General features: G+C 61.7%; 9 protein-coding genes and 1 riboswitch. Of the genes, 5 read left to right on the top strand and 4 right to left on the bottom strand.

Annotation, left to right across the window (positions count from 1 at the left end):
* Positions 1-68: 68 nt before the first annotated feature.
* Positions 69-263: riboswitch (cobalamin riboswitch) on the bottom strand.
* 37 nt (positions 264-300) lie between these two features.
* Entirely contained in the window at positions 301-1,230 is a 930-nt protein-coding gene (locus tag C4J85_RS17995) for a DNA/RNA non-specific endonuclease (protein ID WP_124410381.1), read from the bottom strand.
* A 135-nt stretch (positions 1,231-1,365) separates the two neighbouring features.
* Between C4J85_RS17995 and C4J85_RS17990 the strand changes: the two genes are divergently transcribed.
* Entirely contained in the window at positions 1,366-2,427 is a 1,062-nt protein-coding gene (locus C4J85_RS17990; protein WP_124410380.1) for a M4 family metallopeptidase, read from the top strand.
* 28 nt (positions 2,428-2,455) lie between these two features.
* Positions 2,456-2,761 (top strand): protealysin inhibitor emfourin, encoded by a 306-nt coding sequence (locus C4J85_RS17985; protein WP_124367689.1) that lies wholly within the window; start codon positions 2,456-2,458, stop codon positions 2,759-2,761.
* A gap of 133 nt (positions 2,762-2,894) precedes the next feature.
* Here C4J85_RS17985 and C4J85_RS17980 read toward each other — a convergent pair whose 3' ends face one another.
* On the bottom strand, positions 2,895-4,286 hold the full coding sequence (locus C4J85_RS17980) for an aldehyde dehydrogenase family protein (protein ID WP_124410379.1): 1,392 nt from the start codon (positions 4,284-4,286) through the stop codon (positions 2,895-2,897).
* A 105-nt stretch (positions 4,287-4,391) separates the two neighbouring features.
* Here C4J85_RS17980 and C4J85_RS17975 point away from each other — a divergent pair, with 105 nt between their 5' ends.
* Entirely contained in the window at positions 4,392-5,264 is an 873-nt protein-coding gene (locus tag C4J85_RS17975) for a LysR family transcriptional regulator (protein WP_124369000.1), read from the top strand.
* 185 nt (positions 5,265-5,449) lie between these two features.
* Here C4J85_RS17975 and C4J85_RS17970 read toward each other — a convergent pair whose 3' ends face one another.
* Both C4J85_RS17970 and C4J85_RS17965 read right to left on the bottom strand, forming a co-directional pair.
* Positions 5,450-5,659 carry a hypothetical protein gene (locus C4J85_RS17970; RefSeq protein WP_124363615.1) on the bottom strand — a complete coding sequence of 70 codons (210 nt, stop codon included), beginning with the start codon at positions 5,657-5,659 and terminating at the stop codon, positions 5,450-5,452.
* 101 nt (positions 5,660-5,760) lie between these two features.
* Positions 5,761-6,957 (bottom strand): amino acid aminotransferase, encoded by a 1,197-nt coding sequence (locus C4J85_RS17965; RefSeq protein ID WP_124367687.1) that lies wholly within the window; start codon positions 6,955-6,957, stop codon positions 5,761-5,763.
* 342 nt (positions 6,958-7,299) lie between these two features.
* On the opposite strand from C4J85_RS17965, the gene uvrB reads away from it, so the two are divergent.
* Both uvrB and gltX read left to right on the top strand, forming a co-directional pair.
* The gene (uvrB, locus tag C4J85_RS17960; RefSeq protein ID WP_124363613.1) at positions 7,300-9,315 is read left to right on the top strand and encodes an excinuclease ABC subunit UvrB; all 2,016 of its coding nucleotides are present in this window, start codon (positions 7,300-7,302) and stop codon (positions 9,313-9,315) included.
* A 184-nt stretch (positions 9,316-9,499) separates the two neighbouring features.
* A complete protein-coding gene (gene gltX / locus C4J85_RS17955) occupies positions 9,500-10,981 on the top strand; it encodes a glutamate--tRNA ligase (protein ID WP_124410378.1) in 1,482 nt (493 codons plus the stop codon).
* Positions 10,982-11,018 lie beyond the last annotated feature (37 nt).

Genomic DNA, 11,018 nt, shown 5'->3' with positions numbered 1-11,018 from the left:
ACGGAAATACACCCACGAGCGCTGCCGGCCGGGCAGGGCAAGGATGGCCTTCCCGGACACCCCGCCGGTTAGTGAGTCACTGGGCCGGCAGGTCTCCTGACTGATGCGTCATCGCCCGGCTCCGGCCTTCCCGGACAACGTCCAGTGGCAGTGGGGAGCAGGCTCGGCACCTACAGTTGCGGGGGCAGTTTCGATTGACGTCGCGGGCGGCGTTTCGAATTCCCTATTAGTCCCGTGGGGGAACCGGCGGCGCTATGGTAGTTGATTCGGCCCACGAGAGGGAGGTGGAAGTGACGCCGGTTACAGGCGAATGTCCCCAGGCCCCCGGATCAGCGCTTCGATCCGCGTTCCCGTGGCGCGCTCTTCGTTGCTGAAACCGTCGTAGTCGGCCAGGTTGCCGAAGCGGATGCCGGTCAATTGCTCGATCTGGATCACACTGCGCTGGTAGGTTTTGAGCGGGCCGAATACCAGGTCCAGTTGGCCCAGCTCGCGGCTCTGGTCGATCATATAGGCGCTGGCGGAAGGCTTGCCGTCGTCACTAAGGTAGGCCACGACTTTCCAGAACGCCTTGGGGATTTTCACGCCCCGGTACAGACGGTCGTCATCGGCGAACACCGGGCCGGTAAATACGCTGGCGCGGGCTTTCCAGCGCTGGGTGTTGTCGAGAATGTAGTCCTCCAGTTCCAGCCAGGTCTTCTGGTTGAAGCCGCTCATCTGCGGCGAGCAGTTGGTGAAATGGAAGGTATCGCCGTTGGCGGTGTTTGCGTCGTCGCCCCAGTTGGGGTCCTGGCGCCGCACCAGGTGGCCACGGTCAAGGCCGTTGCCGGCGTAGAGGTCTTCGCCCACCTGGGCGTCGATGGGCAGGCGGCCGTCGTAGGCCCAGGTGTCGTTGCTGCGCACGATATCGACGTGCTTGGCGCCGTCGATGTTGACGCCGACATACAGCGCCAACCGTCGGGAACGCGACATGCTGATGGAAAAGTGCATGTAGTCCAGGCGCCCGGGCTGGGCGTCGCTTGCCTGGGCCGGGTCCAGCGTGGGCCAGGGCACCGCGAAGCTGCCGAGAAAATCCTCGGCGTAGCCGCGCCGGTCTTGCAGGTCCTTGGCTGCGCTGACGCGTGGCGCGGCGGCCCTGGCTTCCAGCAGGGAGGGTGTGGGTGTGATCAAGGGGCGAAGGTCTGCAAGCCTTGGGCGGTAGGCCAGGTCGATTTTGACGTTACGTGCGGGCATGGAAGGCTTCCTGATGAGGATCGGATAAACACGACTGCAACATGATTTCATGACAATTTGGCCCAGGCGGCAGACTCCGGTCTATCCTGAAGTCGTTAACCGGCCGTTCACCACACGCCAAAAAGGAGCCAGCTTATGTGTGTTCGCCAATCGCGTAACCCGATTTTCTGCCTGATCCCGCCGTACATGCTCGACCAGATTGCACGCCACGGCGATAAAGCCCAACGCGAGGTGGCGCTGCGCACGCGCGCCAAGGACAACACGTTCCGCTCGTTGCGCATGGTCGCCGTACCCGCCAGAGGCCCCGCCCGCATGGCGCTGGTGGCGGGTGCCGAGAAACAGCGCTCGATCTACAGCGCCGACAACACCGACAGCCTGCCGGGCAAGTTGATCCGCAGCGAAGGGCAACCCGCCAGCGGTGATGCGGCGGTGGACGAGGCCTACGATGGCCTGGGCGCGACCTTCGACTTTTTCGAGCAGGTCTTCGACCGCAATTCCATCGACGATGCCGGCATGGCGCTGGATGCCACCGTGCACTTCGGCCAGGACTACAACAATGCGTTCTGGAATTCGACCCAGATGGTCTTTGGCGATGGCGACCAGCAGCTGTTCAACCGCTTCACCGTGGCACTCGACGTGATCGGCCATGAATTGGCCCACGGGGTCACCGAAGATGAAGCCAAACTGATGTACTTCAACCAGTCCGGTGCGTTGAACGAGTCGCTGTCGGACGTGTTCGGTTCATTGATCAAGCAATACGCGCTGCAACAGACGGCCGAAGACGCCGATTGGCTGATCGGCAAGGGGCTGTTCACCAAAAAAATCAAAGGCACCGCCCTGCGCTCGATGAAGGCGCCCGGCACCGCGTTTGACGACAAATTGCTGGGCAAGGACCCGCAGCCGGGGCACATGGATGATTTTGTGCACACCTACGACGACAACGGCGGCGTGCATATCAACTCCGGCATCCCCAACCACGCGTTTTATCAGGTTGCCACCCGCATCGGCGGCTTTGCCTGGGAGCGTGCCGGGCGCATCTGGTACGACGCGTTGCGCGACGCGCGGTTGCGACCCAACTCGGGGTTTCTGCGTTTTGCACGTATCACTTACGATGTGGCCGGGCGCCTCTATGGCGCGAACAAGGATGAGCAGAAGGCCGTCAAGGAAGGTTGGAAAGCAGTGGGCATTAACGTCTGACAATCCGCCAGGGCGGAGAGGAACAGCCATGCGCATCTCGATCAAGGAAAACGGCGGCCCGGCGTTTTTTCCGGGCCTGGCCCAGCCGCGCAGTGTCGAGCTGGACAAGTTACCCGAGCAGGACCAGCGGGAGTTGCGGCAATTGATCGAGAAATCGGAGTTTTTCCAGTTGCCGCAAAGCACCCAACCCTCCTCCGACGACCCGGGGCAGGTGCATTACACGCTCACCGTAAGTGAAGGTGAGCGTGAACACACGGTGTGCGTATTGGCGCCGGTGAAGTCGCAGGCGCTGGACGGGTTGGTGCAGTGCGTGCGACGGCATATTCGCTGTTGAAGCTGGCGCCCTGTAGGAGCGAGCTTGCTCGCGAAAAACGTCAACGATAACGCGCAAAACCTGGGGCTACGCGTGTTCTGAGGTTCTTCGCGAGCAAGCTCGCTCCTACAGTAAGCGGTACGCTTTGTCTGGCTTATTTACGGTCGAACCACACCGTCTGCGCATTACAGAATTCGCGCACGCCAAAGTGCGACAGTTCGCGCCCGAACCCGCTTTTCTTCACGCCACCAAAGGCCACCCGAGGGTCGGAGACGCTGAACGCGTTGATGAAGATCCCACCGGTTTCCAGTTGGTTGGCGATGTCCCGTGCCTTCGCCGGGTCGCGGGTGAAGATACTCGCGGTCAGGCCGAATTCGCTGTCGTTGGCCAGTGCCACTGCATGGTCGGCGTCGCGTGCGGTGATGATCGACGCGACGGGGCCGAACAGTTCCTGTTTGAACGAGGTCATCTGGTCGGTGACGTCAGCCAGTACGGTGGGCTCGTAATAGTTGCCGGCGCCGGCCACTTTGTTGCCGCCCAGCAACAGGGTCGCGCCTTCTTCCACGGTGGCCTGGACCTGGCCGTGCAGTTCATCGCGCAAATCGAAGCGCGCCATGGGGCCGATGTAGGTGGCCGGCGAGGTCGGGTCGCCCATCACCAGGTTGCGGCTGGCTTCGAGGAACTTGGCGGTAAAGGCGTCGACTACGCCGTCTTCGATGATCAGGCGCTTGGCGGCGGCGCAGACTTGGCCGCTGTTCTGGAAACGGCCGATCAGCGCGGCCTGTACGGCAGCGTCGAGGTCGGCGTCGTTGAGCACGATGAACGGGTCGGAGCCGCCCAGTTCCAGCACGCATTTCTTCAATGCCGCACCGGCCTGGGAGCCGATGGCGATACCGGCGCGTACGCTGCCGGTGAGGGTCACGGCGGCAATGCGTGGGTCGGCGATGGCGCTGGACACCCCCTCGGTCGTGACGTTGATGACCTCGAACAGGCCTTCAGCGAAGCCGGCCTTTTGGAACGCCTGCTGGATCAGGTAGGCGCTGCCCATCACGTTCGGCGCATGCTTGAGCACGTAGGTGTTTCCGGCCAGCATGGTCGGGATGGCGCCGCGCAGCACTTGCCACACCGGGAAGTTCCACGGCATCACGGCAAGGATCGGGCCCAGCGGGCGGTATTCGATGTGGGCGGTACCGTTGTCGACCAGGGTTGGCTCCGGGGCGAGCATGGCGGGGCCGTGCTGCGCATACCACTCGCTGAGCTGGGCGCACTTCTCGATTTCGGCTCGGGCCTGGGCGATGGGTTTGCCCATTTCCAGGGTGATCATCTGCGCCATGGCTTCGGCCTGGTCACGCAGGGCGCTGGCCAGGGCCAGCAGCAATTCAGCGCGCTGGCCGACGGATTGGCGGCGCCAGGTGCGGAACGCAGCGGTGGAACGGTTAAGCGCGGCGTCCAACTGCAATTGGCTTTCGTACGCGTAGCTGGCAACGGTTTCGCCGTTGGCCGGGTTGATCGACAAGGCGTGGGTCTGGTGAGAAATAGCGTTCATGGCACCGTCCTGCTGGGATGATTGGAATGGAGCCCAGCGTACGGGGCTGTATCTTTTCTGGAAACTGAATAATATTAAGCAATACGTTCACGATTGGAGAATGATTTGGATCTGGTGCAGTTGGAAATCTTCAAGGCCGTTGCCGAGCAAGGCAGCATCAGCGCCGCCGCGCAGTTGATCCATCGGGTACCGTCAAACCTGACCACCCGCATCAAGCAACTGGAGCAGGATCTGGGCGTCGAGTTGTTCATCCGCGAGAAAAGCCGCCTGCGCCTGTCACCGGCCGGGTGGAATTTCCTCGGCTATGCGCGACGTATTCTCGACCTGGTACAAGAAGCCCGCGCAACGGTGGCGGGGGAGGAACCCCAGGGCGCGTTTGCCCTTGGCTCGCTGGAAAGTACGGCGGCGGTGCGTATTCCCGCGTTGCTGGCGGCGTATAACCAGAAACACACCAAGGTCGAGCTGGACCTGAGCACAGGACCTTCGGGCACGATGATCGAAGGCGTGCTGTCCGGGCGGCTGACGGCGGCTTTTGTCGATGGCCCGGTGCTGCACTCCACCCTGGAGGGCGTTGCGGTATTCGAGGAAGAAATGGTGGTGATCGCACCGCTGCACCATGCACCCATCACCCGGGGGCGCGAGGTGAATGGCGAGAATATCTACACCTTCCGCTCGAACTGCTCCTACCGGCATCACTTCGAGCGTTGGTTCTCACAGGATGGCGCGATGCCGGGCAAGATCTTCGAGATCGAGTCTTACCACGGCATGCTGGCGTGCGTCAGTGCCGGGGCAGGGCTGGCGTTGATGCCGCGCAGCATGCTGGAAAGCATGCCGGGGTTTGCGGCGGTGAGCGTGTGGCCACTGGCCGACAGCTACCGCGTGCTGAACACCTGGTTGATCTGGCGCAGGGGTACGGTGTCGCAGAGTTTGAACAGCTTCGTAAAACTGCTGGAGGAACGCGGGTTAGTAGCAGCCTGAATCCAATGTGGGAGGGGGGCAGGCCCTAATCTTGTAGGAGCGAGCTTGCTCGCGAAAAACGTCAACGATAACGTGTAATTCCTGGATAAACGCGGTGGCTGTGAGTTTTTCGCGAGCAAGCTCGCTCCTACAACATCGGGAGCAAGTCGAGTCGTCGCACCGCCCCTCCCACAGTTTGACCTTCATCAGCCGCCGAACTGAAAGGTGCCCATGGCCAGCTTGGCCATGATCGCAGTGGCGCCCAATTGCACCAGCCACAACGCCAGGCCACCGAGGAATACGCCCAGCGCCACTTGCAGCACCAGGCTTTTCTGGCGCTTGGCTTGGGGCGCGCGTGGGGTGAAGTGGTCCAGTTCGTCGCGGTCGGCGCGCAGGTCCAGGTCGTCGTTTCTCATAGGGTTCTCGCAGCAAAAGGGCAGTTGGTGTCCAGTCTAGTGGGTTCGCCAGCAAAAAGGGGGAAGCCATTGGCTTCCCCCTTCGTATAACGCTGGCAGGTTTACAGCACCTGAACGATCGCGTTGGTCACAGCACCAATGTTGGACTGGTTCAACGCCGCCACACAGATACGCCCGGTATCCAGGGCATAGATGCCGAACTCGCTGCGCAAGCGGGTGACTTGCTCGACGCTCAGGCCGGAGTAGGAAAACATCCCGCGTTGGCGGCCAACGAAGCTGAAGTCGTGGCCGGGAGCCGCCTTGGCCAGTTCGGCCACCATCTGCTCGCGCATGCCGCGGATGCGCAGGCGCATTTCGGCAAGTTCGGCTTCCCACTGGGCGCGCAGCTCAGGGTTGTTCAGTACCGCTGCAACGATCGCCGCGCCGTGGGTCGGCGGGTTGGAATAGTTGGTACGGATCACACGCTTGACCTGGGACAGGATGCGCGCGCTTTCTTCCTTGGATTCGCTGACGATGGACAAGGCGCCCACGCGTTCGCCGTACAGGGAGAACGACTTGGAAAACGAGCTGGACACAAAGAAGGTCAGGCCCGATTCGGCGAACAGGCGCACGGCGGCGGCGTCTTCGTGGATGCCGTCGCCAAAGCCCTGGTAGGCCATGTCGAGGAACGGCACCAGGTTCCGCGCCTTGATCACGTCCAGCACGTTCTGCCAGTCGGCCGGGCTCAGGTCGACGCCGGTCGGGTTGTGGCAGCAGGCATGCAGCACCACGATGGACTGCGGCGGCAGAGCGTTGAGGTCGTCGAGCAGGCCGGCACGGTTGACGTCGTGGGTGGCGGCGTCGTAATAGCGGTAGTTCTGCACCGGGAAACCGGCGGTTTCGAACAGCGCGCGGTGGTTTTCCCAGCTCGGGTCGCTGATGGCGACGACGGCGTCGGGCAGCAGCTGCTTGAGGAAGTCAGCGCCGATTTTCAGCGCGCCGGTCCCGCCGACGGCCTGCACGGTAACCACGCGGCCAGCGTTGAGCAGGGGCGACTCAGCGCCGAACAGCAGGGTTTGCACGGCCTTGTCGTAGGCGGCGATCCCGTCGATCGGCAAGTAGCCACGGGCAGCGTGTTGCGCCACACGAATGGCTTCCGCTTCGGCAACGGCACGCAAGAGTGGAATCTTCCCCTCCTCGTCGCAGTAAACGCCCACGCCAAGGTTGACCTTGGTGGTTCGTGTATCAGCGTTGAATGCTTCGTTGAGGCCCAGGATTGGATCGCGTGGTGCCATTTCGACAGCGGAGAACAGGCTCATTTTTGCGGCAGCTCTATGGGGGAAGGGAGGGACGTGTCGCGCTCCAGCCGGATGCACTAGAGCGGTGCACAAACGGGGAGCTAGTATAGAGGCCATCACTGCTGAGGGCGACAGCCGAAATGGCTTTTCGGCCAAGTTTTTCGGTTTATTTGCCGACCGTTAGTCTTATTGCAATATGGATCCCGGACGAAGGTAGGGCGATTGCCTTGAAACCCGTCACATTCGTCACCACTACTACGGCTATCATGGTTTTTTCCTGCAGCCTGCGATGACTATTCGCGGGTTGCTGAGCTATTTCGTCCCTGGCGGTGTTGAGTCTGGGGTGACCACACGAGGTACGTTATGTCGGATTTCCAGCTCGTCACCCGTTTTGAACCCGCCGGCGATCAGCCGGAAGCCATTCGCCAGATGGTCGAAGGTATCGAGGCCGGCCTGGCGCATCAGACGTTGCTCGGGGTGACCGGTTCAGGCAAGACCTTCAGCATCGCCAATGTGATCGCGCAGGTGCAGCGCCCGACCCTGGTGCTGGCACCGAACAAGACCCTCGCCGCACAGTTGTATGGTGAGTTCAAGGCGTTCTTCCCGAACAACGCGGTCGAATATTTCGTTTCCTACTACGACTACTATCAGCCGGAAGCATATGTGCCGTCCTCCGATACGTTTATCGAGAAGGATGCGTCGATCAACGACCATATCGAGCAGATGCGGCTGTCGGCGACCAAGGCCCTGCTGGAACGCAAGGACGCGATCATCGTCACCACGGTGTCGTGCATTTACGGCCTGGGCAGCCCGGAAACCTATTTGAAAATGGTGCTGCACGTCGACCGCGGCGACAAACTCGACCAGCGCGAACTGCTACGGCGCCTGACGAGCCTGCAGTACACCCGCAACGACATGGACTTTGCCCGCGCCACATTCCGTGTGCGCGGCGATGTGATCGATATCTACCCGGCAGAATCCGACCTGGAAGCGATCCGTATCGAGCTGTTCGACGATGAAGTTGAAAGCCTGTCGGCCTTCGACCCGTTGACCGGCGAGGTGATCCGCAAACTGCCGCGCTTCACCTTCTACCCGAAAAGCCACTACGTGACCCCGCGCGAAACCCTGATGGGCGCCATCGAGGGCATCAAGGTCGAGTTGGCCGAGCGCCTGGAATACCTGCGCGCCAACAACAAGCTGGTGGAGGCCCAGCGCCTGGAGCAGCGCACCCGCTTCGACCTGGAGATGATCCTGGAGCTGGGCTACTGCAACGGCATCGAAAACTACTCGCGCTACCTGTCGGGCCGCGAGTCCGGTGCGCCGCCGCCGACCCTCTATGATTACCTGCCGCCGGACGCCTTGCTGGTGATCGACGAGTCCCACGTCAGCGTGCCGCAAGTGGGCGCGATGTATAAGGGCGACCGTTCGCGCAAGGAAACCCTGGTGGAATACGGCTTCCGTCTGCCGTCGGCGCTGGACAACCGGCCGATGCGCTTTGATGAATGGGAGGCCATCAGCCCGCAGACCATCTTTGTGTCCGCCACGCCCGGCAACTATGAGGCTGAACACGCCGGCCGGGTGATCGAGCAGTTGGTGCGCCCGACTGGCCTGGTGGACCCGCAAATCGAAATCCGCCCGGCGCTGACCCAGGTTGACGACCTGCTGTCGGAAATCAACAAGCGCGTGGCCCTGGAAGAGCGCGTGCTGGTCACCACGTTGACCAAACGCATGTCCGAAGACTTGACCGATTACCTGGCCGACCACGGCGTGCGCGTGCGCTACCTGCACTCGGACATCGACACCGTGGAGCGTGTGGAAATCATTCGGGACCTGCGCCTGGGTACCTTTGATGTGCTGGTGGGCATCAACCTGCTGCGCGAAGGCCTGGACATGCCGGAGGTGTCGCTGGTGGCGATCCTGGACGCGGACAAGGAAGGCTTCCTGCGCTCCGAGCGCTCGCTGATCCAGACCATCGGCCGTGCGGCGCGTAACCTCAATGGCCGGGCGATCCTGTATGCGGACCGCATCACCGGGTCGATGGAGCGGGCGATTGGCGAGACCGATCGCCGTCGCGAGAAGCAGATCGCGTTCAACCTGGAGCATGGCATCACGCCCAAAGGCGTGTTCAAGGATGTCGCCGACATCATGGAAGGCGCCACCGTGCCCGGCTCGCGCAGCAAGAAGCGCAAGGGCATGGCCAAGGCCGCCGAAGAGAGCGCCAAGTACGAGAACGAACTGCGCTCGCCGAGTGAGATCACCAAGCGGATTCGCCAGTTGGAAGAGAAGATGTACCAGTTGGCGCGGGATCTTGAGTTCGAGGCAGCGGCGCAGACCCGGGATGAGATTGGCAAGTTGCGCGAGCGCTTGCTCACCGTATAAAACCACCCACTGTAGGAGCGAGCTTGCTCGCGAAAATCGTCAACGATAACGCGGGGTCTTCTGGCTAAACGTGGTGTCCTTGCGTTCTTCGCGAGCAAGCTCGCTCCTACAATAAGGCGCTTTGGGCTGTTACCATTCGCCCCTTGTTTCAATTTTCAGTTATATCGCCCATTCGAGACCTGCCATGACCACCGTCCGCACGCGCATTGCGCCATCGCCTACTGGGGATCCCCACGTCGGCACTGCTTACATCGCCTTGTTCAACTACTGCTTTGCCAAGCAGCACGGCGGTGAATTCATCCTGCGGATCGAAGACACCGATCAACTGCGCTCCACCCGCGAGTCGGAGCAGCAGATTTTCGATGCGCTGCGCTGGCTGGGTATCACTTGGGCCGAAGGCCCGGACGTCGGCGGCCCTCACGGCCCGTATCGCCAGAGCGAGCGCAGCGACATCTATAAAAAGTACACCCAGCAGCTGGTGGACATGGGCCATGCGTTCCCCTGCTTCTGCACCGCCGAAGAACTCGACCAGATGCGCGCCGAGCAACAGGCCCGTGGCGAGACGCCGCGCTACGACGGCCGTGCATTGCTGCTATCGAAAGAAGAAGTGGCCGCGCGCCTGGCCGCCGGCGAGCCCCATGTGATCCGCATGAAAGTGCCGAGCGAAGGCGTATGCGTGGTGCCGGACATGCTGCGCGGTGACGTCGAAATCCCATGGGACCGCATGGACATGCAGGTGCTGATGAAGACCGACGGCCTGCCGACGTACTTCCTCGCCAACGTGGTAGACGATCACCTGATGGGCATCACCCATGTGCTGCGCGGCGAAGAATGGCTGCCGTCGGCGCCGAAGCTGATCCTGCTTTACGAATACTTCGGCTGGGAACAGCCGCAGTTGTGCTACATGCCGCTGCTGCGTAACCCCGACAAGAGCAAGCTGTCCAAGCGCAAGAACCCGACGTCGGTGACCTTCTACGAGCGCATGGGCTTCATGCCCGAGGCGATGCTCAACTATCTGGGGCGCATGGGCTGGTCCATGCCGGATGAGCGCGAGAAGTTCTCGCTGCAGGAAATGGTCGATAATTTCGACCTGTCCCGCGTCTCCCTGGGCGGGCCGATTTTCGATATCGAGAAGCTGTCGTGGCTCAACGGCCAGTGGCTGCGTGACCTGCCGGTGGAAGAGTTTGCCAGCCGCTTGCAGCAATGGGCGCTCAACCCCGAGTACATGATGAAGATCGCGCCGCTGGTGCAGGGCAGGGTGGAGACGTTCAGCCAGGTTGCGCCGTTGGCCAGCTTCTTCTTCGCCGGTGGCGTGAACCCGGACGTCAAGCTGTTCGAATCGAAAAAGCTTTCGGGTGACCAGGTACGCCAGCTGATGCAGTTGATCCTGTGGAAGCTCGAAAGCCTGCGCCAATGGGAGAAGGATGCGATCACGGCGACGATCCAGGCGGTGGTCGAGTCCCTGGAACTGAAATTGCGCGATGCCATGCCGCTGATGTTTGCCGCGATTACCGGGCAGGCCAGTTCGGTGTCGGTGCTCGACGCGATGGAAATCCTCGGTCCGGACCTCACGCGTTTCCGTCTGCGCCAAGCCCTTGATTTGCTTGGTGGTGTTTCAAAGAAAGAAAACAAAGAGTGGGAAAAACTGCTGGGCGCTATCGCTTAAGCAGGTGGCTGTAAGCACGAAACCCCGGTTTTCCGGG

It is taken from the genome of Pseudomonas sp. R4-34-07, assembly GCF_003852375.1.
Classification (GTDB): domain Bacteria; phylum Pseudomonadota; class Gammaproteobacteria; order Pseudomonadales; family Pseudomonadaceae; genus Aquipseudomonas.
The sequence above is the reverse complement of the archived record's forward strand: the minus strand, read 5'-3'. Positions and strand labels throughout refer to the sequence as shown.